We start from the raw sequence: 19,735 nt of genomic DNA, 5'->3' as shown, positions 1-19,735 counted from the left end.
GCGGTGTGGGTTGGCAGGACCGTTGGCGCCATGGATGGCGCCATCGAGCCCCCAAGGACGGGTTTACGGCGTGTCCTGCCAACCCACACCGCTCCGCCACCCCACGGAACCCCAGCTGTTGCTGTTGCTTCGGCTGTTGCCGTTGAGGTTGCCGGCCAGCGGCCGGCACTACTGCTTCGGCAGGTGCAGGGCGCAGCCCTGCCGAACCCCCTTTACCCCCGCGGTCGGCCGCGCGAGGGCACCAGTGCGAAGGTATCCACCGCCAGCTTCTCGGCATGGTTCAACCACGCGCGGATTTCCAGATCATCCACTTCGTGGTCGAGCCCGAATGACACGTTGATCTTGCCATCGGCATCAGGCTGCACCCACTGCTGGGCCAGCACCACCTTGCGCTGCGAGGACACCGCTTCGATCCAGAAACCGCGATCCGGGCGCGTGCTCGCCACCAGCTGCAGCATGTACTGGCCGGCGCGGGTACGGCGGCCCTTCTGCGTGATCATGTGTGCCTGACGCACGCTGGGGCGGGGGCCCTGGAAGGCATCCAGGGGTGCATCCACGTCGATGCCGTTGCGCAGCTGGCCGTCGCGGTACAGCTTGATGCCGTTGTCGCGGTTCACCAGCAGCGCGCACCAGTCGCCGTCGGCCGAGCCATCCTCGAACGCGGTGCAGCGATCAACGTAGGCGAGCGTGTTGTCCGGGTCGGCATCGTCGAACTGGCGCGAGGTGTTTTCCAGGTACACCGATTTCAGGTCCCAGTCCTTGTCGTATTCCAGCAGCACCGGCGGCTGCACGTGCTGCAGGCCCACCACCACCTGGTCGTCGCCGTCGATCTTCAGCTGCCGCGTCGGCTCACCCAGCCACAGCGAGCGGGCGAAGGCCAGGTACTGCGGATAGTCGCGGCCGCCATCGCGGCGTGCCGCGGCGCTGGCACTCGGCGCGCGCTTGTCGTCCAGCAGCGAACGGCCAAAGCCCATCGTCTGCAGGTTCGGATCGAGCAGGCTGAGCAGGGTGGCCCCGGAATCCAGGGTCGAGCCGTCTTCAGCGGCCAGCTGGCGCGGGGTGACGCCATCACCGAGGAACAACAGCAGGTTCTCCCGCTTCTGCGTGGTCAGGATATGGCTGAGGTCATTGGGCATGGCCAGGTGATCGGAGGCGATCACGATCAACGTGTCCTTGCCGTACGGGCTGGCCTGGATGCGTTCGACCAGCTGCGAGATCAGGCGGTCGGTGCACTTGAGCGCATTGAGCATGCCGATGTTGCCGTACTGGCTCTGGTAGCGCTCGCCCTTGCAGGCCACCGGCAGGTGCCCGGCCGGGTGGTGCGTGTCCATGGTCAGCGTGGTCAGCATGAACGGCGCATCCTGTCGCGACAGCTGCTCGAAGCGCTGGTAGGCGGTGTCCAGCAGCACGTCGTCATGCACGCCCCACGCCGAGTAGTGGATACGGCCGATCTTCTTCTGCTGCTTGAACCACGCAAGGTCATGCACTTCATCGAAGCCGTGGCTGGCCAGGAACTGGCCCTTGCCGGCGAACTGGCCGTTGGCACCGCCCAGGTAATGGTTGGTGTAGCCCTGCTGCTTGAGGTAATCGCCCAGGCACACGGCCTTGGGCAGGAAGCTGCCCATGCGGTCCATGCTGTTCTCATCACCCTGCGAGGTGGTCAGCGGCACGCCGCACATCGACGACACCAGGCCGGCGATGGTCCAGCCACCGCCTTCGGCCGAGGCCAGGCCGCGTACATCCAGCGACCTGGCCGCCAAGCGGTTGAGATTGGGCATCAGGCCGGGAAACACGGCCTCATCCAGATAGGTGCGCTCCAGGCTCTCGCCGTAGATCCAGACGATGTTGCGTGGGCGCTGCAGGGCCTGCGTGGGCACCTGGTATTCGGGGGCGATACGGGCGAAATCCACCGGGCGCAGCTGCTGGTACAGGCGTTGGCCATCGCGGGCCAGTGGGCTGATCATGATCGTGGCCACCCACAGCGCGGCGAAACCGGCAAACCACGCACCACCGGCCGTGGGGCGGCGCCAACGCTTCACCCGCGTAGCGAACAGCGGCAGCAGCGACACGGCGGCCAGCACGCTGAAGCCGGCGATATAGCCCTTGAAGTCGGCGACACCGACGCCTTCCATGTCCGCACCCAGGTGGTACAGGGTGGCGGCGTTGAGTCCGTCACCGGACAGCTTGTCGATCAGCCACCAGGCACTGAGCGCCAGCAGCAACAGCGAGAACAAGCCTGCTTTCCACCACACCCACTTTGCGGACGCGAGGAACAACCAGGACAGCAGCAACAGCGACAGCAGCAGAATCCAGAGCATAGGCAGCTTCGGCAGTGACGGGGTGGCGATGGACGTCGTACCGACGCGTGTCCATCCGACCGGCGCTGCTGCAAGCACATCTGCATGACAGGCCGATGACCCGATAGTGCATGCACGAACCTGACTGAAATGTTTGTTGAAATCGTGCGCGCGATATCACGCTGCGAACGTAAATCGAGCGTGAAAACTCACGCTCGATTGCATTAAAAACCTGCATGAATGCACTGTTTTCGCTGATCCACGTCGAGCGTGGATGCGACACTATCGATGCCCGCGTTCCTCGCGCGAACGCGCACGGCGATCGAACAACAATGCGCTGGTCACGATGCCCAGCCCAAGCACCACGCCGATCAGCAACAGCACCAGTGCGATGGCGGGATAGCCCAGCACATGCCAGCCGGTGTCGATCTTCATCATCATTGCCGCCGCCATGATCAACGCGGCGCTGATGATGCCGGCGGCCACGCGGTTGGCGATCTTCTGCAGGTTCTCCATCAGCCGCGATTCTTCCAGCCCGGTCACCTTCATCTGCAGGCGGTTCTCGGCCAGCAGCGCCATGATGTCCGACAGCTTGCGCGGCCCGTCGCGCAGCAGTTGCTGCAGCTCCATCGCCTCGCTGGCCAGGTTGGCGGCCGACAGCGATTTTTTCAGGCGCGCGCGCATCACGTGCTGCAGCTGGCGTTCGACGATGCGGCGCGTGTCCAGATCCGGTGCCAGCAGGCGGCATACGGTTTCCAGGTTGAGCAGTGCCTTGCCCAGCAGGCTCAGCTCCGGCGGCGTACGCAATCCGGACGAGGTAGCGATGCGCACCATGTCCAGCACCACGCGCCCTTCGGAGAAATTCGCGCTGGCGGCATAGCGTGCGATCAGCTGACCGGTCTCGCGCAGGTAGCGCTCCTCATCGAATGCCTCCAGCCGCGTGCTGATGCTGATCAGGTCGTCGGCCACTTCCTCGCCGCGGCCATCGACGGCGGCAAACAGGATCTTCAGCAGGCGCTCGCGCAGCCGCGGCGGCATGTGCGCGACCATGCCCAGGTCGAAGATGGCCAAGCGCCCATCAGGCATCACCCGCAGGTTGCCGGGGTGCGGGTCGGCGTGGATTTCGCCGTGCACGAAGATCTGGTCCAGATAGCCGCGGATCAGCGCCGCCGCCAGCGGGTCCATCGCCTGTTCGGTGCGGCGCACATCGGGAATGGCATCCACGCGCACGCCGGTGGCCAGTTCCATGGTCAGCACGCGATGGCTGCTGTAGTCCCACAGCGGCTGCGGAATCCACAGGCGTCGGAACGGCTTCAGGTGCCGGCCGAAGCGCGACAGGTTCTCGGCCTCGGCGTGGTAGTCCAGCTCCTGCATCAGCGTTTTGGCGAATTCGTTGAGCCAGTCGCGCAGGCGCACGCGGCGACCGATCTGGGTCAGATGGTCGGCGGCCAGGGCGAAGCTGCGCAGCACCTCCAGATCCGAACGCAGCTGCGCGGCTACCTCGGGCTTCTGCACTTTCACCGCTACCTCGCGGCCGTCATGCAGTACCGCGCGGTGCACCTGGGCGATCGACGCGCAGCCCAGCGGTTGTGGGTCGAATGCGGCGAACAGCTTGTTCACCGGCGCCCCCAGCTCCTGCTCGACGATGGCGTGGATGCGTTCGACCGGAATCGGCGCCACCTTCTCCTGCATGCGCTCCAGCGCGGTGGCGAACTCCACCGGCACCATGTCCGGGCGGGTCGACAGCATCTGCCCGAGCTTGACGAAGGTGGGCCCCAGCGCTTCCAGGTCGCTGACGAACTGCTCCGGATTGCCGTCCGGTGGCACGTCGGTGTGGCTGCCGGCAGCGTCCAGGTTCATGCCGGAGAACACGCCGGAATGGCGGTAGCGCATCAGCAGGCGCAGGATCTGGCTGCGCCGGTTCATGCCCCTGATCAGCGGCGGATTGCCTGTGGCGGTGGACGGATTGCTCAAACGACACTCCTCGAAGACGACGACCCGATGTCCGTGATCCCGCCGTCGGCGGGACCGGATTACGCTTCCAGTGTCCCTGCCGCCCGGTGGGCGCGCGGTGAACCCGCTACCGCAGGTGGCGCCGGATCGGTCAGAATCCGCTCATTCCCTTTACTGGATCCCCCATGGCCGGTGCCAGCCTGTTTGCCCTGCTTGACGATATCGCCTCCCTGCTCGACGACGTCTCGGTGCTGACCAAGGTCGCCGCCAAGAAGACCGCCGGCGTGCTGGGCGACGACCTGGCGCTGAACGCGCAGCAGGTAACCGGCGTCAACGCCAACCGTGAATTGCCGGTGGTGTGGGCGGTGGCCAAGGGCTCGCTGGTGAACAAGGTGATCCTGGTGCCGGCGGCGCTGGCGATCAGCGCGCTGGAAGCCTGGCTGCACAGCCGCGGCTGGAACGTGCCGCTGATCGTGCCGCTGATGATGATCGGCGGCGCCTTCCTGTGCTTCGAGGGCGTGGAGAAGCTGGCGCACCGGTTCCTGCATTCGGCCGATGAGGACGCCGAACACCAGGCCGAGCGGCGCAAGGCGCTGGCCGATGCGCAGGTGGACATGGTCGCGTGGGAAAAGGACAAGGTGAAGGGCGCCATCCGCACCGACTTCATCCTCTCGGCCGAAATCATCGTGCTGTCGCTGGGCGTGGTTGCCACGGCGTCGTTCATCAACCAGGTCAGCACCCTGGTGGTGATCGCGCTGGCGATGACCGTGTTCGTCTACGGGCTGGTCGCCGGCATCGTCAAGCTGGACGACCTGGGCCTGTACCTGTCGCGCAAGGGCGCGGCGCTGGCGGCAGTCGGCCGTGGCCTGCTGGTGTCGGCACCGTGGCTGATGAAGTTCCTGTCGGTGGCCGGTACCGCAGCGATGTTCCTGGTTGGTGGCGGCATCCTGGTGCACAACGTGCCGGCGCTGCACCACGCGGTGCAGGCGCTGGGCGGCGAAGGCCAGTGGGGCTGGCTGGTCAACGCGCTGGGCAACATGGTGGTCGGCATCATCGCCGGTGCCATCGTGCTGGCGGCGGTGACCGGGTTCCAGAAGCTGCGCGGCAAGTAAGCGCGGCCCGCTGCCCGGAAGAGGCCGACCTTGGTCGGCGGTTTGTTGTCCGCGCGTGCCAACCAAGGTTGGCAGCTACCCAGCGGTTTCCGGCGCCTTGCCCGGTAGAGGCCGACCTTGGTCGGCGGTTTGTTGCCCGCACGTGCCAACCAAGGTTGGCACCTACCCAGCGGTTTTTGGCGAGAGGCCGACCTTGGTCGGCGGTTTGTTGCCCGCACGTGCCAACCAAGGTTGGCACCTACCCAGCGGTTTCCGGCGCCTTGCCCGGTAGAGGCCGACCTTGGTCGGCGGTTTGTTGTCCGCGCGTGCCAACCAAGGTTGGCACCTACCCAGCGGTTTCCGGCGCCTTGCCCGGTAGAGGCCGACCTTGGTCGGCGGTTTTGTTCCCGCAAGCACCAACCAAGGTTGGCACCCACCCGCGAGCTAGCCCGCGTGTACCCGGTTCTTGCCTTGGCGCTTGGCCGCGTACAGCGCGTCATCGGCGCGCCGCAGCAGCGTATCGGCATCGTCTCCCGGCTGCCATTGCGCCAGGCCCGCGCTGAAATGCACGGGGATGCGCCGCTCCTGCAGGGTCAGCACGCGATGCGCCAGTGAGCGCTGCAGCCGCTGCACCGTGGCCATGCTGTCCGCGCCGGGGGTTTCGGGAAGCACCAGCACGAACTCGTCGCCGCCCAGCCGGGCGATGCCATCAGTGGCACGCAGCAGCAGGCGGCACACCGCCACCAAGTGCTGCAGCAGCGCGTCGCCGCCGGCATGGCCGTGTTCGTCGTTGGTCTGGTGGAAATCATCCAGGTCGATCACCGCCAGTCCGAGCGGCGAGTGGTTGCGTGCGGCGCGGGCCAGCTCGCGCTGCAGCAGTTCATCCAGGCCACGCCGGTTCAGGGCCTGGGTCAACGGATCGATACGCGCCAGATCGCCGGCCGCGCGCAGATCCTGTTCCAGCTGGTTGATGCGCTGTTCGGCGCGTTCCACTTCCTGCCGCGCGCTGGCCAGGTGATCGCGCGCCTGCGCCGCCTGTTGCTGCACTTTGCCGGTGTCCTGCATCACTTCCTGCAGCAGGTGGTTGAGGTCGGCGATGCTGCGCGCCTCGCGCAACTGCAGCGCGTAGCTGCCGATGCGGTCGTGGTATTCACCGGTGCTGGCAGCCATGCCATCCATGCGCTCGATGAACTCGCCCATCAAGCTACGCATGGCCGCTTTCGAATCGTCGATTCCCTGCCGCAGCAGGCCCTGCTTGTAGATCACCTCGCGCAGCTCGGCGCGGGTGCGCTCGACCGATTCGGCTTCCAGCGGCCCGGCCAGCAACTGGCGCACGGCCGCGATCTGGCCCTGCAGCCAACTGCGGTCATCCAGCAGCTCGCTGACGTTCTCCAGCAGCAGGGCGAACAACTCAAGCAACAACGCCTGCTGTTCCTGCCAGCTTTCGGCGCGCACGCCGATCTGGTGGCCCAGCTCGCGCGCGCCCTGTTCGATCGGTTCCAGTGCCGCGCCCGGTTGCCATTGGCGCAGGCGTACGGCCAGGGCCTGCGCCTGCTCGCGCAGGTCGGGATCGTGCTGCAGCAGCGCGACCACCGCGCCGCCCAGCAGCAACCGCAGCTGCTCGGACAGGCGCAGGCTGTCGGGCTGGCCATCGGGCGAGTGCTGGTCGATGGTGCGGATGTATTTATCGATCAGCTGCCGCATCGCCCGGCCATAGCGCGGCCAGTCGGCACTGGCCTGCGCCGATTGCAGGCGATCACCCATGTCGCCCAGCTCACCCGGCAGGGTGGCCATGCCATTGGCGAAGGCGGCCAGCAGCGGCTCGGGGGCATCGGCCCCGGCAAACAGCTGCTGCAACGCCACGCTGCTACCGCCCTGCAGTACCACCCGATCGCCGCGCCCGTCATCGACCACCGCGCGCACGCGCGCAGGCGGCCCGATGGCGGTGCCGGGGGCAGGGCGGGGGTCGGGCTGGTCCGTCATGGAACGCATCCTGGGATGGCAGGGGGGCTGGTCACAGCATATCGGCGCAACCGGCGGTGGCTTGAACCGATAGGATGGGTGACAGGATGCCGCAGTGGAGGTGGGTATGCGTGTGATGTTGCTGGGGGCGACGGGACTGGTCGGAGGCCACGCCCTGTCGCAGCTGCTGGCCGACCCCCGCTGCAGCGCCGTGGTCGCGCCCAGCCGTCGCCCGCTGGCTGCGCCGCACGGGAAACTGCACAACCCGGTGCTCGACTTCGCCCGGCTGCCCGATGCGCCGGACTGGGCCCGGGTGGACGCGGTGATCTGCGCCCTGGGCAGCACCATCGCCCAGGCCGGCAGCCGCGAGGCGTTCCATCGCATCGACCACGACTATCCGCTGGCCTTCGCCCGCCTGGCCCTTGCGCAGGGTGCCCAGGCCTTCGCGCTGAACTCGGCCGCAGGCGCCAACCCGCGTTCGTCGATCTTCTACAGCCGGGTCAAAGGCGAGCTGGAGCGCGACCTGCGCGCGCTGGGTTTCCCGTCGCTGACGCTGGTGCGGCCGGGGCTGATCGGCGGTGAGCGGCAGGAGGTCCGCCGTGGCGAACACTTCGCGCTGCAGGTGCTGGGTGTGCTGGGGCCGATGTTGCCACGTGCTTGGCGGATCAATCCGGCACCGGAGATTGCACACGTGCTGGTGGATGCGGCGCTGGCGGCAAAGCCGGGCGAGCACGTGGTGCCGTCGCGCGATCTGGTCGGCTGATGTCCCGCGCGCTGCGCCTGAACCAGCTGCTGCAGGTGCTGCGCCGCCATCGCCGGCCGGTGGCCGGGCAGGCGCTGGCCGAAGAACTGGGCATCAGCCTGCGTACGCTGTACCGCGATATTGAAACGCTGCGCGAGCAGGGCGCCGATCTGCGCGGGGAAGCCGGTGTCGGCTACCAGCTGGAACCGGGCGATGTGCTGCCGCCGCTGACCTTGCCACCGGCCGAGATCGACGCGCTGGTGCTTGGCCTGCGCTGGGTGGCGGCACGCACCGAGCCGGCCCTGGCCGAGGCCGCGCGTGATGCCCTGGCGCGCATTGCGCATGTGCTGCCGGCGGCGCGACGCGATGCGCTGCGTGACAGCGGCCTGCGGGTGGGGCCATCGCGAACGACGGCCAAGGTACCCCCGGCGCGGCTGCAGGCCGTACGCGAAGCGGTGGGCACGCAGCAGCGGCTGCAGTTCGCCTATGAAGATGCGCAGGGCCGGCGTACCGAGCGCGTGGTCTGGCCGTTCGCACTGGGGTACTTCGATGAAGTGCCGATGCTGGCGGCGTGGTGCGAGGGCCGCGAAGACTTCCGTCATTTCCGCTTGGATCGCATTCGCCATGTGCGTGCGTTGGAAGAGCACTACCTGGTGCCACGCGCGACCTTGTTGCGGCGCTGGCAGAAGGCGCAGGGCATCGCTCCGGACTGGCTGGACCGTTCGTGACGAGGTCGAGCTTGCTCGACCGCTTCTGGTCGTTGCTCTGGCTTTGGTAGGTGTCGAGCTTGCTCGACGCTCTTGCTCTTCGCGGAGAGCAGTCGAGCAAGCTCGACATCTACCAAAGCGGAAGCAGCAGTCGAGCAAGCTCGACATCTACCAAAGCCAGAGCAAAGGCAGTCGAGCCTGCTCGACACTGCTGACAGGATCTGTCAGCAGGGCAGGGCCACCATGACCGCTCCCAACCACGGAGCTTTCCCATGTTCAAGCCAAGCACCCTGCTGCAGTACGTGCGCGACGTTGCCACCAGCGCCACCTTCTACAGCGGCATCCTCGGCACGGCACCGGTCGAACAGTCACCCGGCTTTGCCCTGTTCCTGCTCGGCGATGGCGCCGCACTCGGCCTGTGGCAGCGCGATGACGTGCAGCCGCCGGTGGATGCGGAGGGCGGTGCAGCCGAGCTGGCGATGGTGGTGGCCAATCCTGATGAAGTGCGGCAGTTGCACGATGCCTGGCGCGCACTCGGTGTGCAGATCGCCCAGGCGCCGGTAACGCTGGAATTCGGGCACACCTTCGTCGGTGTCGACCCCGATGGCCACCGCCTGCGTGTCTACAGCCGCGCCGAGGGCATGGTCGCGCGCGATTGATCCAGGAATTTCGTATAGCAGAGCCCAAGCTCGGCTTGTTTCATGCCTTCATCCACGCATGGCGTGGATCTACTGAAAAGCAGCCGAGCATGGCTGGGCGACATAGTGGAGCAGGCACAAAAAAACGCCGGGCAATGCCCGGCGTTTTTCAACTCATGTGCCAACCAAGGTTGGCACCTACCGGTCAGCTGGCCAGCGCCAGATCGTCCATCATCGCGCGCAGGAAGCGGGCCGCTTCACCGCCGGTGGCGGCGCGGTGGTCGAAGGTCACCGACAGCGGAATGACCTTGTGCGCTTCCACGCCGCCCATCACCGGGGTCATCTGGTGGCGGGCACGGCCGGCACCGACGATGGCCACGCACGGCGGCACCACGACCGGGGTCGCGTAGCGGCCGGCGAACATGCCGAAGTTGGACAGCGAGATGGTGTAGCCGCTCAGCTCCGAGGCCGCGATCGAACGCGCTTCCACCTGCTCGCGCAGACGGTTCACGCCTTCGCGGATGCCACGGGCGTCGAGCATGTCGGCGTTGCGCAGGGCCGGCACGAACAGGCCGTCGTCGGTATCCACGGCGATGCCGATGTCCACCTGCGCGTGCAGTGTGCGGGTCAGCGCTTCACCGTCGAACCAGGCGTTCATCGCCGGCACCTTCTGCGCGGCGACCACGATCGAGCGCACCAGGCGCGCGGTGACGTCGTTGCCCGGCAACCAGGCGTGGATGTCGGCGTCGTCGTTCAGCGTGGTCGGCACGACCTTGCTGTGCGCATCGGCCATGACGCGGGCCATGTTGCGGCGCACGCCCTTCAGCGGTTCCGGCTGGCCCTTGGCGACCACGCCCGGCGGCTGGGTGCGCATCGGCTTGCCGGCAGCAGACAGCGGGGTGCGTGCGTCGGACTGTACCGGTGCGGTCACCTGGGCCGGCGCCGGTGCGGCGGCCGCCGGTGCAGCAACCGCTGCCGGAGCCGCGCCGATCTTCGCGCTGCCGTCGGCGGCGGCCTGTTTGACGTCGGCCATGGTCACCGCGCCATCGGCGCCGGTGGCACGTACGCGGCTCAGGTCCACGCCCAGCTTGCGCGCGGTGGCCCGCACCGCCGGCACGGCCTTGACGCCGCCCACGGCCAGCGCCTGTTCGGCATGCACAGCGTTGGAGCTCTGCATCGCGCCGACCACGGTGCCGGCGTCATCACGCTCGGCGGTAGCCGGCTTGGCTTCTTCAGCGGCCACCGGGGCGGCTGCGGTCGGCAGCGGCGGCGGCGTCGGTGCTGCCGCAGCAGCCGGAGCGGCATGGCCGTGGCTGTGGCCGGTGTCCTGGCCGTCAGCACGCTGCGGCAGGTTCGGGTCCAGCGCGAAGCTGGCCAGCACAGCGCCGGTCGTGATGATGTCGCCGGCAGCGCCGGACAGCTTCAGCACCGTGCCGGAGAACGGCGAGGGCACTTCGACGACGGCCTTGGCGGTCTCCATCGAGACCAGCGGCTCGTCCAGCTTGATCACATCGCCTTCCTTGACGAACCACTCGACGATGGTCGCGTCCGGCAGGCCTTCGCCCAGGTCGGGCAGGTTGAAGTTCTTGGTCTGGCTCATTTGCAGTTCTCTTCCAGCAGTTCCAGTTCGCGGGCAGGCAACCAGCCCGTCGCGCCATTGGCGCGCTCGGACCACCACCACCCGCCGTGTTCGTGATGAAGCTTGACCATCTCGCCGTTCTCCACATCCAGCTCGCGGGCGTCGTAGTCGCGCAGGGCTTCGGCGCGACCATCGTCCAACAGCTGCAACCACGCTACCGGTGCCCATCCGGCGCGCCCATCGCTGGTGCGCACCCAGGCAAACGCCGGCCATTCCTCGTCACGTACACCTACTTCGACGATCTGGCCGGTGCGGAACCGGAGCGGGTTGGGATACTGGCTGCGGTAAGCCCCGAGAAGGCGGGCCCGCATGTCAGCCTGCCGCCACCGCGCGCTTGGCCGCCGCCACGATCCGCTCCACGCTCGGCAGATACTTCATCTCCAGGCGGAACAGCGGAATGTGGGTGTCGTAACCGGTGACGCGCTCGACCGGAGCCAGCAGGTCGTAGATCGATTCCTCGGCCAGGCGTGCGGCGATTTCCGCGCCGAAGCCCGCGGTCTTCGGGGCCTCCTGCACGATCACGCAGCGGCCGGTCTTGGCCACCGACTCGGCGATGGTGGCAAAGTCCAGCGGACGCAGCGTAGCCACGTCGATGACTTCGGCACTGATGCCTTCGCCGGCCAGCTTGTCGGCCGCTTCCAGCGCTTCCTTCACCTGCGCACCCCAGGTCACCAGGGTCACGTCGGTGCCATCGCGCAGCACGAAGCACACGTCCAGCGGCAGGGCTTCGCCGTCGTTGACGACCACTTCCTTGTACTGGCGGTAGATGCGCTTGGGCTCCATGTAGATCACCGGATCCGGCTCGCGGATCGCGGCCAGCAGCAGGCCATAGGCGCGCTGCGGCGAGGACGGCAGCACCACGCGCAGGCCCGGCACGTTGGTGAAGATCGCTTCGTTGGCCTCGCTGTGGTGCTCCGGCGCACGGATGCCGCCACCCCACGGCACGCGCAGCACCATCGGGCAGTGCAGGCGGCCACGGGTGCGGTAACGCAGGCGCGCGGCGTGGCAGATGATGTGGTCGACCATCGGGTACATGAAGCCATCGAACTGCGCTTCGGCCACCGGCTTCATGCCCTGTGCGGCCAGGCCGATGGTGAGGCCGGCGATGGTGGTTTCATCCAGCGGGGTGTCGAGGATGCGGTCGGCGCCGAAGCGCTGCTGCAGGCCGGCGGTGGCGCGGAACACGCCGCCGTTGACGCCCACGTCTTCGCCCAGCACCAGCACCGACTTGTCGTGCTCCAGCTCCCAGGCCAGCGCCTGGGTGATGGCTTCGATGAGGGTGATCGGGGTGTCGGTCATGTTCTGTTCTCCGCGCGCGACGGCAGCGCTGTCGGCGGCGTTGGTATGCGCGCTGGACGCGCCGTTCTTGATCTCATCCATGGCGCTGCTCCAGGGCGATCGCCTGGGCACGCTGGGCCAGCAGGTCCTGCGGCGGGTCGGCATAGAGGAAATCGAACATCGCCTCGACCGGCTGCACCGGCGTGTTGAGGTACAGGTTCACTTCCTCGTCCACGCGCTTGCCGCACTCGGCGGTCCAGGCAGCTTCTTCTTCCTCGCTCCAGACACCGGCGTTGGTCAGGTACTTGCGCAGGCGCAGCATCGGCTCGCGCTGCCAGGCATCCTTCACTTCGGCGTCGTCGCGGTAGCGACGGGCGTCATCGGCGGTGGTGTGGTCGGACAGGCGATAGGTCATCAGCTCCAGCACGGTGCCGCCGTCGCCGGCCAGCGCACGCTCGCGCGCCTGCAGCATGGCGGCCATCACCGCGATCAGGTCGTTGCCGTCCACCTGCAGGCAGTGCAGGCCGCCGGCCAGGCCCTTCTGTGCCAGCGTCTCGGCACCGGTCTGCGCCGAACGCGGGACCGAGATGGCCCAGCCGTTGTTGACGATGCACAGGATCAGCGGCAGCTTGTAGGCACCGGCCGAATTCAGGGCCGCGTAGAAGTCGGTCTTGGAACTGCCACCGTCGCCGCATACGGCCACCGCGATCTGCGGTTCCTTGTTGAGCTTGAACTTCAGCGCAGCGCCTGCGGCGTGCAGGCACTGGGTGGAAATCGGCACGCAGAACGGGAAGTCCTTGGCGGCATTGCCGCCGTAGTCGTTGCCGCGCTCGTCGCCGCCCCAGTACATCAGCACGTCGTGCGGGCGCACGCCACGCATGAACATCGCGCCGTACTCGCGGTAGGACGGTGCGAACACGTCGTCCTTCTGCATCGAGGCGCCGATGCCCACATGCGCAGCTTCGTGGCCGAGGCATGCGGCGTAGGTGCCCAGCTTGCCGGTGCGCTGCAGCGCGATCGACTTGCCGTCGAACACGCGCACGAACAGCATCTGCTTGAACATCGGCAGCAACGCGCGTGGGTCGCGCAGGGCTTCGGGCAGGTCATCGCGGACGAGCGTGCCGTCCGTGTCCAGATACTGCAGGTATTCGATCTTGAACTCAGCGGCAACCGTCATTGCGTACTGCACCTTCGACAGAGAAGTTACAAATGATATGAATCGCCATGTTAAGGAATGCGTACGAAAAAGCCGTCCTGCGGCGCAGCACGGCCCACCGGCCTTTGTACCCCCTTCCGGGCGCATGATGCCAATAACTTCAACGTATTCAGCCATTGCTGCAAAGCATCACAAGCGACGCTGGGCTGAGCGCCAGTAGAACGGCGCAAACGGTTCCACGCGCAACCACCGTTCCACAGGCCTACCGCACGCCCCGGTACGGTCATCACGGCTGCCAGCGCGGCGGCAACGCGCTACCCTTGCCGCCCCCGATCTGGTCCCGCCCATGTCCGTCGACAACAACCAACGCGATCTCGAAGCCGGTATCCACACCGATCTGCAGGGGCGGCTGACCTACGGCGGCTACCTGCGGCTGGACCAGCTGCTCAGCGCGCAGCAGCCGCTGTCCAACCCGCCGCATCACGACGAGATGCTCTTCATCATCCAGCACCAGACCTCCGAGCTGTGGTTGAAGCTGCTGGGCCACGAGCTGGGTGCGGCGATCGGCTTCCTGCAGCGCGATGAGGTCTGGCAGTGCCGCAAGGTGCTGGCGCGCAGCAAGCAGGTGCTGCGCCAGCTGACCGAGCAGTGGTCGGTGCTGGAAACGCTCACCCCGTCCGAGTACATGGGCTTCCGCGACGTGCTGGGTCCGTCCTCGGGCTTCCAGTCGCTGCAGTACCGCTACATCGAGTTCCTGCTGGGCAACAAGAACGCGCAGATGCTGCAGGTGTTCGAGCACGACACGGCCGGGCAGGCGCAGCTGCGCACCGTGCTGGAGGCGCCGAGCCTGTACGAGGAATTCCTGAAGTACCTGGCCCGCTTCGGCCACGCCGTGCCGGCGGTGTACGAGGCGCACGACTGGACCCAGCCACACGTGGCCGACGACAGCCTGCAGCCGGTCTTCGAACGCATCTACCAGGACACCGACCGCTACTGGCGCGAGTACGCGCTGTGCGAGGACCTGGTGGACCTGGAAACGGCTTTCCAGTTGTGGCGGTTCCGCCACATGCGCACGGTGATGCGGGTGATCGGCTTCAAGCGCGGCACCGGCGGCTCGTCCGGCGTGGGCTTCCTGGCCAAGGCGCTGGAACTGACCTTCTTCCCTGAATTGTTCCAGGTACGCACCACCCTGCAGGCCGCGCCCCCGCCGGATCTGGCCTGATCCCCATTCAGCTTGGCCGCCCGCGGCTGGCTGAATCGTTTCAGATGCAAGTTCAGCGAGCAGGCTGCGACCTGCCTCAAACGGCGTGTATTTGACGTGAACGCCAGAAGTCGGTGATCCTCGCGCGTTGCTTCACCGCACATCGGACGTGCCTCCATCCACCGAACCAGGAATTCCGCATGAGCGTAAACGCCACTGCGAACACCCCAGAGCCGGCGCTGCCGGACTTCAACACCACGATGGGCCACCCGCGCCCGTTGTGGATGCTGTTCATGACCGAGTTCTGGGAGCGCTTTGCGTTCTACGGCATCCGCTGGGCGTTGGTGCTGTACATCGTTGCCCAGTTCTACAACGGCAATGCCGCCGGTGAAGGCGACGCCAGCCGCATCTACGGCGCCTACCTGGCGCTGGTGTACGCCGCAGCCATCTTCGGCGGTTACGTGGCCGACCGCGTGCTGGGGTACCAGCGATCGATCCTGACCGGCGCGATCATCATGGCCGTCGGGCTGTTCATGATCTCGCTGCCGCAGGAGCACATCTTCAAGCTCGGCCTGGCCACGATCATCGTCGGCAACGGTCTGTTCAAGCCCAACATCTCGACCATGGTCGGCAAGCTGTACGGCCTGAAGGACGAACGCCGCGACTCGGGCTTCACCATCTTCTACATGGGCATCAACATCGGCGCGATGATCGCTCCGGTGCTGACCGAGTACCTGGCCCGCAAGGTCTTCGGCACCTCGGAAATGCCGTCCTACAAGGTCGTGTTCATCGCTTCCGGCGTGGGCATGCTGATCTCGCTGGTGTGGTTCTACATCGGTCGTGCCGGCCTGAAGGGCATCGGCGCACCGCCGGCCGGTGCCGAAGGCTTCGGCCGCATCGTCATGGTGCTGGTCGGTTCGCTGTTCGCCATTCCGGTGGCCTACTTCCTGCTCGCCACCGGCGCCACCGCGCTGGCCTGGATCCTCGGCGTGATGTTTGCCGCGCTGGCCGTGCTGCTGCTGGTGGAAGGCATCCGCGAGGGCAAGGTGCAGCGCGACCGCGTGATCGCCATGCTGATCATCTTCGCCTTCAACGTCATGTTCTGGATGTTCTTCGAACAGGCCGGCAGCTCCTTCACCTTCCTGGCCGAGAACATCGTCAACCGCCAGCTGGGTGATTGGACCTTCCCGACCGCGTGGTTCCAGTCGGTCAACTCGGTGGCGATCATCACCCTGGCGCCGATCATCGCCTGGATCTGGGTGGCCCTGGGCCGCGCCAATCCGTCCATCCCGCGCAAGTTCGGCCTCGGCCTGCTGTTCAACGGCGCGGCCTTCGCCCTGCTGATGTTCGCCCTGTCGACCATGGTCGTGGACGGCAAGATCCCGTTCTGGACCCTGTTCATGGTCTACGTCATCCAGTCGGTCGGTGAGCTGTGCCTGTCGCCGATCGGCCTGTCGATGGTGACCAAGCTGGCTCCGGTGCGCCTGGTCGGTTTCGGCATGGGCGGCTGGTTCCTGTCCACCGGCATCGGCAACAACCTGTCGGGCATCTTCGCCGGTGCGGTCAGCGGTGAAGGCGGCATGACGGTCGAATCGGCCCTGAAGGGGTATACCTTCGGCTTCTGGGCCTTGATCGGTTCGGGTGTGGTCCTGTTCCTGGTCGCGCCGCTGATCAACAAGCTGATGCATGGCGTGAAGTAATGAGAGGGTAGTGGGCATGCGTACATCGTTCGGTGGTGCAGTGGTGGCAGTGGTGTGTGCGGCGCTGATCGGCGCCTGTTCGCAGCCTCAACCTCCCGCGGCCCCCGAGCCCACGCAGCCCCTCGACACCCGCCCCACCGAGCCACCGGTCGCTGACCCCAGCGAACCGGTGGCCTCGGGCAACACCCCGGCGGCGGCCGACATCGCCGCCATTGCCGGGCTTGGCGCGCAGTTCGACCCCGCCCGCAATCCCGTTGCCGACCTGGAAACGGCCAAGGTCGAGGCCCAGCGCGGCAACAAGCGCATCATCCTGGAAGTGGGCAACGCCGCGTGCGAGCCCTGCCATGCGCTGGATGAAGCCGTGGAAGGCAATGGCGATCTGCGCCGCTTCCGTGATGCCCACTACGTGTGGGTGAAGGTCAACGACAGCGCCGAGAACCCGAACGCGGCGTTCCTCGGCCAGTTCCCGCCGCTCGAAGGCGAGCACCCGCACCTGCTGGTGATCGATGCCGACGGCACCCTGCTGGCGCCGCAGCCCAGCGAAGCAATGCGCAAGGGCAATGCCGTGCAGACCGCACGCGTGATGGCGTTCCTCAAGCAGTGGGCGCCTGACCGGTAGCGCTGGACAGTGCCCGGCGGCCCACGGTGCGCTGCCCGGCCATCCACGCGTGGCGTGGATCTACAGATCATTACCCTTCGGCCGTTAATGGCAAGGACCTCACTGCGCCACCCGGCGCGACCGGAGCGCCCATGCACAGCGACCACGCCGAACGCCTGCCCGAACCTGCCAGCCCGTTGGCCGAAGGAGAGGCACCCGATGGCGTGAGCCTGCCTGCGCAGGAAGCCCTGCTGGATGACGCCGGCACCGGCGAAGACACGCTGGAGTTGGCACCGCCGCGGCATCGGCTGCCGCAGATCGCCCTGCCCGACAACGTGGTGCTGAAAGGCGCGGTGCAGAAGCTGGTGGAACAGAAGGCGCGGCTGGATCGACTCGCCGCCGAAGGACAGCTGGCCGGCCTGCTGCCGCCGGAATGGCACGGCAACGGCGTGCGTGCGATCGACCTGTCCAGTTTCGTGCAGGGCGTGCTGCCGTTCCTGCAGCCCGCTGAGCGTGGTGAAACCGCACCGGCCCGCCTTCCGGTGCGCCATGTACTGGGCGACGACAGCCGCTGGGGCCTGGTCGATGTGCCCGAACCGAAGTCACTGGCCTGGTACCTGGCCAGTGATGACCGCGCCAACGCGGGCAGCAAGGATGTCGCCGAGGCCTATCTGGTCGGCGCGCTTGGCCTGGCCTGGATGCAGGAAGGGCGTAGCCGTCCCGGCTTCCTGCGTGCGATGGAGCAGGACAGCCTGGCGGCCCGGGTGACCATGCTGGGCTACCCGCCGCCGAGCGAGCTGGCGTTGTACAGCGTGACCGCACACGGCCAGCCGCAGATCTGGTGTGTGCATGGGCGGCGCAGGCTGCGCCCGCTGGTGGCGCCATGGCTGAGCGTGCCGCTGCTGACCGCCTATGGCGTGCCCGCACCGGTGGCGTGGCCGGGCAGCTTCCCGCCCGTCGAGGCCGTGGCCGAGGCGATTGCCGCCGCGCGTCCAGGCAAGCTGCTGCCGGAGGTGGATCTGGGCAGAGTGGTGGCGAAGATCGCCGAAGATGCCTCGTCCGAAGCGTGGCAGCCGGTCAGCCTGCTGCAGCTCAACACCTGGTCACCGCGCTGGCCGTTCTTCCTGGGCACCTTCGTCGGCCTGCCGTCGCTGCTGCTGGTCACTGCCGCACTGGCGTTGCCCGGGGCGGTTGAAGCGGCCACTGTTGCTGCCTCGCTGGGCTTTGCCGGTGGCGCCATCGGCGCGCTTGCCGTGCCGTGGATCCATGCGCGGCGCAAGCATCTGAGCTGATCGAGTGGGTCATCCACGCATGGCGTGGATCTGTCGATCCTTGCTGAGTGGAGGCTAGGGATCGATGTCTTCAGCAGTGAGTTCCATGCGTTGCCGGGCACGCTCGGTGGCGGCCTGCAGTCGTTGCTTGAGGACTTCCCGGGAGGGAAGGGAGGTCAGGTACTCCGCCACATGGATGCCTGAGCGGTCCAGCTCCAGCAACTCGATCTGGCCTGCCTTCTTGCCTGTGCAAAGGATGATGCCCAGCGGCGCCTCTTCCCCTTCCTCTCGTTCATAACGATCCAGCCAACGCAGATAGAGCTCCATCTGGCCCTTGTACGCTGGCTTGAAGTCACCGATCTTCAATTCGACGGCCACCAGCCTGCGCAGGCGGCGGTTGTAGAACAACAGGTCGAGATGGAAGTCATCGTCGTCGATCTGGATGCGTTTCTGGCGGGCGACGAAACTGAAGCCTGCCCCGAGTTCAAGCAGGAACCCCTGCATTTCACGCAGGATGGCGCCTTCCAGTTCCTGTTCGTCCCAGCAGTCCTTCAACCCGAGAAAATCCAGTACGTACGGGTCGCGCAGGACCAGGCCCGGGGAGAGCTGCTGGTTCCTGCGCAACGCCGACAGCTCATTGGCGATTGTCTGTTCGGGCTGGCTGGAGAGTGCTGTGCGTTCGTACAGCATCGAATCGATGCGCTGGCGCAACATGCGGACACTCCAGCCCTCCGTGCTGGCCATCTGGGCGTAGAAGTCGCGTTTGAGTGGATCAGACAGCGGAATCAGCGCGATGAAATGGGTCCAGCTCAATTGTCGTAGCAGTGATACGACAATCTGCTCGTCGGCAAATGCGATGGAGAACTGCACCATCCTGCGCAGGCTCTTTTCACCGAACGAGCCGCCGAACTCGGTAGACAGCGTTCTTGCGATGCGCTTGAACAGGACCTCCCCATAGCGTGCCCGATGTCCACCCATCTGATCGACATGGATGCGACGTCCTATACGCCAGTAAAGCAGCGTCAGTTCGGCATTGACGGTCCTGACCATTCCGGCGCGGGCCGTGGATATCAGTGTCCGGATATCAGCCAGCAGGTCGTTGGTATGCGGCAGGGTGGGGCGCGGTGTGTCATCCATGAGGTGCTTTCCATCAGGGTCAGGGCTCGGCAATCACCCGCAACGCACTGGCATAGCCCTTGGCGAGACTGGTCAGGTCAAGCAGCCGGTTCAACGACAGCAGCAGGCCTGGCTGGCAGGCCTTCAGGCGATGATGCTCAAGCCAGGCCTCGGTGACGGTTTCCAATGTGGCCAAGGCCTCATCGATGCGCTGCAGGTCGGCATCGCGGTCGATGGGCCCGGTGGTGGGGTGATGGGGGCGTGTCATGGCGAAGCTCCGTAGCGGGCCGCCGGGAAGGCGGCAGGCGGTGCGTGGTTGAAAGACCGCTCAAACGCGAAAACGGTGGGCACCAGGCCCCACGCACCGCCCGCCATAGGGCAGACCC

At 66.7% G+C, this 19,735-nt stretch carries 17 protein-coding genes; 8 read left to right on the top strand and 9 right to left on the bottom strand.

From position 1 onward, the window contains the following. Nucleotides 1–212: 212 nt before the first annotated feature. Both J2X70_RS15865 and J2X70_RS15860 read right to left on the bottom strand, forming a co-directional pair. Complete coding sequence (locus J2X70_RS15865) at nucleotides 213–2,318, bottom strand: phosphoglycerol transferase I (RefSeq protein WP_309911162.1); 2,106 nt, start codon at nucleotides 2,316–2,318, stop codon at nucleotides 213–215. A 261-nt stretch (nucleotides 2,319–2,579) separates the two neighbouring features. Then, nucleotides 2,580–4,223 carry an AarF/UbiB family protein gene (locus J2X70_RS15860; protein WP_223483053.1) on the bottom strand — a complete coding sequence of 548 codons (1,644 nt, stop codon included), beginning with the start codon at nucleotides 4,221–4,223 and terminating at the stop codon, nucleotides 2,580–2,582. 212 nt (nucleotides 4,224–4,435) lie between these two features. Here J2X70_RS15860 and J2X70_RS15855 point away from each other — a divergent pair, with 212 nt between their 5' ends. Then, complete coding sequence (locus tag J2X70_RS15855; protein ID WP_025874576.1) at nucleotides 4,436–5,362, top strand: DUF808 domain-containing protein; 927 nt, start codon at nucleotides 4,436–4,438, stop codon at nucleotides 5,360–5,362. A 423-nt stretch (nucleotides 5,363–5,785) separates the two neighbouring features. On the opposite strand, the gene J2X70_RS15850 is transcribed toward J2X70_RS15855, so the two are convergent. Next, on the bottom strand, nucleotides 5,786–7,324 hold the full coding sequence (locus J2X70_RS15850; protein WP_032976627.1) for a GGDEF domain-containing protein: 1,539 nt from the start codon (nucleotides 7,322–7,324) through the stop codon (nucleotides 5,786–5,788). 106 nt (nucleotides 7,325–7,430) lie between these two features. Here J2X70_RS15850 and J2X70_RS15845 point away from each other — a divergent pair, with 106 nt between their 5' ends. The 3 genes from J2X70_RS15845 (at nucleotide 7,431) to J2X70_RS15835 (ending at nucleotide 9,411) form a co-directional block, all read left to right on the top strand. After that, the gene (locus J2X70_RS15845) at nucleotides 7,431–8,066 is read left to right on the top strand and encodes an NAD-dependent epimerase/dehydratase family protein (protein WP_309911158.1); all 636 of its coding nucleotides are present in this window, start codon (nucleotides 7,431–7,433) and stop codon (nucleotides 8,064–8,066) included. Then, nucleotides 8,066–8,773, top strand: coding sequence for a YafY family protein (locus J2X70_RS15840; protein WP_025874579.1), 708 nt, complete (start codon nucleotides 8,066–8,068; stop codon nucleotides 8,771–8,773). Before J2X70_RS15845 ends, J2X70_RS15840 begins: the two co-directional genes overlap by 1 nt. A 251-nt stretch (nucleotides 8,774–9,024) precedes the next feature. Further along, complete coding sequence (locus J2X70_RS15835) at nucleotides 9,025–9,411, top strand: VOC family protein (RefSeq protein ID WP_088101779.1); 387 nt, start codon at nucleotides 9,025–9,027, stop codon at nucleotides 9,409–9,411. Between the two features lie 184 nt (nucleotides 9,412–9,595). On the opposite strand, the gene J2X70_RS15830 is transcribed toward J2X70_RS15835, so the two are convergent. The 4 genes from J2X70_RS15830 to pdhA are packed head-to-tail and all read right to left on the bottom strand — an operon-like array spanning nucleotide 9,596 to nucleotide 13,484. Further along, a complete protein-coding gene (locus J2X70_RS15830) occupies nucleotides 9,596–10,990 on the bottom strand; it encodes a dihydrolipoamide acetyltransferase family protein (RefSeq protein WP_309911154.1) in 1,395 nt (464 codons plus the stop codon). Then, complete coding sequence (locus J2X70_RS15825) at nucleotides 10,987–11,340, bottom strand: SH3 domain-containing protein (protein ID WP_025874583.1); 354 nt, start codon at nucleotides 11,338–11,340, stop codon at nucleotides 10,987–10,989. The genes J2X70_RS15830 and J2X70_RS15825 overlap by 4 nt, the downstream gene beginning before the upstream one ends. 1 nt (nucleotide 11,341) lies before the next feature. Continuing rightward, complete coding sequence (locus J2X70_RS15820; protein WP_025874584.1) at nucleotides 11,342–12,409, bottom strand: alpha-ketoacid dehydrogenase subunit beta; 1,068 nt, start codon at nucleotides 12,407–12,409, stop codon at nucleotides 11,342–11,344. Further along, nucleotides 12,402–13,484, bottom strand: coding sequence for a pyruvate dehydrogenase (acetyl-transferring) E1 component subunit alpha (gene pdhA, locus J2X70_RS15815; protein ID WP_032976633.1), 1,083 nt, complete (start codon nucleotides 13,482–13,484; stop codon nucleotides 12,402–12,404). Before pdhA ends, J2X70_RS15820 begins: the two co-directional genes overlap by 8 nt. A 325-nt stretch (nucleotides 13,485–13,809) precedes the next feature. Between pdhA and J2X70_RS15810 the strand changes: the two genes are divergently transcribed. The 4 genes from J2X70_RS15810 (at nucleotide 13,810) to J2X70_RS15795 (ending at nucleotide 18,254) form a co-directional block, all read left to right on the top strand. Next, entirely contained in the window at nucleotides 13,810–14,685 is an 876-nt protein-coding gene (locus J2X70_RS15810; RefSeq protein WP_025874586.1) for a tryptophan 2,3-dioxygenase family protein, read from the top strand. Between the two features lie 179 nt (nucleotides 14,686–14,864). Further along, a complete protein-coding gene (locus tag J2X70_RS15805; RefSeq protein WP_033832413.1) occupies nucleotides 14,865–16,364 on the top strand; it encodes an oligopeptide:H+ symporter in 1,500 nt (499 codons plus the stop codon). A gap of 16 nt (nucleotides 16,365–16,380) precedes the next feature. Further along, on the top strand, nucleotides 16,381–16,983 hold the full coding sequence (locus J2X70_RS15800; protein WP_025874588.1) for a thioredoxin family protein: 603 nt from the start codon (nucleotides 16,381–16,383) through the stop codon (nucleotides 16,981–16,983). Nucleotides 16,984–17,114: 131 nt separating this feature from the next. After that, the gene (locus J2X70_RS15795) at nucleotides 17,115–18,254 is read left to right on the top strand and encodes a hypothetical protein (protein WP_309911149.1); all 1,140 of its coding nucleotides are present in this window, start codon (nucleotides 17,115–17,117) and stop codon (nucleotides 18,252–18,254) included. A gap of 54 nt (nucleotides 18,255–18,308) precedes the next feature. Here J2X70_RS15795 and J2X70_RS15790 read toward each other — a convergent pair whose 3' ends face one another. Together J2X70_RS15790 and J2X70_RS15785 are read right to left on the bottom strand one after the other, a co-directional pair. Beyond that, entirely contained in the window at nucleotides 18,309–19,370 is a 1,062-nt protein-coding gene (locus J2X70_RS15790) for a PDDEXK nuclease domain-containing protein (RefSeq protein ID WP_099785660.1), read from the bottom strand. A gap of 19 nt (nucleotides 19,371–19,389) precedes the next feature. Continuing rightward, nucleotides 19,390–19,617 (bottom strand): hypothetical protein, encoded by a 228-nt coding sequence (locus J2X70_RS15785; RefSeq protein ID WP_033832409.1) that lies wholly within the window; start codon nucleotides 19,615–19,617, stop codon nucleotides 19,390–19,392. Between the last annotated feature and the right edge of the window lie 118 nt (nucleotides 19,618–19,735).

The organism is Stenotrophomonas sp. 1337, from assembly GCF_031455455.1.
GTDB lineage: Bacteria > Pseudomonadota > Gammaproteobacteria > Xanthomonadales > Xanthomonadaceae > Stenotrophomonas > Stenotrophomonas indicatrix.
The sequence above is the reverse complement of the archived record's forward strand: the minus strand, read 5'-3'. Positions and strand labels throughout refer to the sequence as shown.

Excerpts from the sequence above, each read along its gene's own strand:
- J2X70_RS15865 (WP_309911162.1), bottom strand. The coding sequence starts at position 2,318 with ATGCTCTGGATTCTGCTGCTGTCGCTGTTGCTGCTGTCCTGGTTGTTC.
- J2X70_RS15860 (WP_223483053.1), bottom strand. The coding sequence starts at position 4,223 with ATGAACCGGCGCAGCCAGATCCTGCGCCTGCTGATGCGCTACCGCCAT.
- J2X70_RS15855 (WP_025874576.1), top strand. The coding sequence starts at position 4,436 with ATGGCCGGTGCCAGCCTGTTTGCCCTGCTTGACGATATCGCCTCCCTG.
- J2X70_RS15850 (WP_032976627.1), bottom strand. The coding sequence starts at position 7,324 with ATGACGGACCAGCCCGACCCCCGCCCTGCCCCCGGCACCGCCATCGGG.
- J2X70_RS15845 (WP_309911158.1), top strand. The coding sequence starts at position 7,431 with ATGCGTGTGATGTTGCTGGGGGCGACGGGACTGGTCGGAGGCCACGCC.
- J2X70_RS15840 (WP_025874579.1), top strand. The coding sequence starts at position 8,066 with ATGTCCCGCGCGCTGCGCCTGAACCAGCTGCTGCAGGTGCTGCGCCGC.
- J2X70_RS15835 (WP_088101779.1), top strand. The coding sequence starts at position 9,025 with ATGTTCAAGCCAAGCACCCTGCTGCAGTACGTGCGCGACGTTGCCACC.
- J2X70_RS15830 (WP_309911154.1), bottom strand. The coding sequence starts at position 10,990 with ATGAGCCAGACCAAGAACTTCAACCTGCCCGACCTGGGCGAAGGCCTG.
- J2X70_RS15825 (WP_025874583.1), bottom strand. The coding sequence starts at position 11,340 with ATGCGGGCCCGCCTTCTCGGGGCTTACCGCAGCCAGTATCCCAACCCG.
- J2X70_RS15820 (WP_025874584.1), bottom strand. The coding sequence starts at position 12,409 with ATGGATGAGATCAAGAACGGCGCGTCCAGCGCGCATACCAACGCCGCC.
- pdhA (WP_032976633.1), bottom strand. The coding sequence starts at position 13,484 with ATGACGGTTGCCGCTGAGTTCAAGATCGAATACCTGCAGTATCTGGAC.
- J2X70_RS15810 (WP_025874586.1), top strand. The coding sequence starts at position 13,810 with ATGTCCGTCGACAACAACCAACGCGATCTCGAAGCCGGTATCCACACC.
- J2X70_RS15805 (WP_033832413.1), top strand. The coding sequence starts at position 14,865 with ATGAGCGTAAACGCCACTGCGAACACCCCAGAGCCGGCGCTGCCGGAC.
- J2X70_RS15800 (WP_025874588.1), top strand. The coding sequence starts at position 16,381 with ATGCGTACATCGTTCGGTGGTGCAGTGGTGGCAGTGGTGTGTGCGGCG.
- J2X70_RS15795 (WP_309911149.1), top strand. The coding sequence starts at position 17,115 with ATGCACAGCGACCACGCCGAACGCCTGCCCGAACCTGCCAGCCCGTTG.
- J2X70_RS15790 (WP_099785660.1), bottom strand. The coding sequence starts at position 19,370 with ATGGATGACACACCGCGCCCCACCCTGCCGCATACCAACGACCTGCTG.
- J2X70_RS15785 (WP_033832409.1), bottom strand. The coding sequence starts at position 19,617 with ATGACACGCCCCCATCACCCCACCACCGGGCCCATCGACCGCGATGCC.